Raw genomic sequence first — 440 nt, forward strand, 5'->3', positions numbered from 1 at the left:
CGAACGAGTGGGTCCAGTGCTGGAGCTGGAAGCCGGGACCGTCGGGCGCGGTGCGGCGCGGCGGTTCGATCCACAAGATTGGGAAAGCACACGTCCTGACTTCAATCAAGAATTTGTATGTCGCTTAGCGGCTTCTTCTTGATAAAAACGTGCCAGCAGCCGCGGTAATACGTAGGTGGCGAGCGTTGTCCGGATTTACTGGGCGTAAAGGGAGCGTAGGCGGACTTTTAAGTGAGATGTGAAATACCCGGGCTCAACTTGGGTGCTGCATTTCAAACTGGAAGTCTAGAGTGCAGGAGAGGATAGCGGAATTCCTAGTGTAGCGGTTTTTTTTGAAGAAACTAGGAACAACCCAATTCTCCACGACAGCTTACACGCTTGCCCTACACGCCGCGCTTCGAATCTGCCGTGAGCTCGCCGGGGAAGACCCCCACGCCGAT

1 rRNA gene is annotated in these 440 nt (G+C 55.0%); it reads left to right on the top strand.

Going from position 1 to position 440, the window contains the following annotated elements:
• Positions 1-440 (top strand): 16S ribosomal RNA (locus FLW16_RS44850); the annotation flags it as partial.

This window comes from Microbispora sp. KK1-11, assembly GCF_006874435.1.
Lineage (GTDB): Bacteria > Actinomycetota > Actinomycetes > Streptosporangiales > Streptosporangiaceae > Microbispora > Microbispora catharanthi.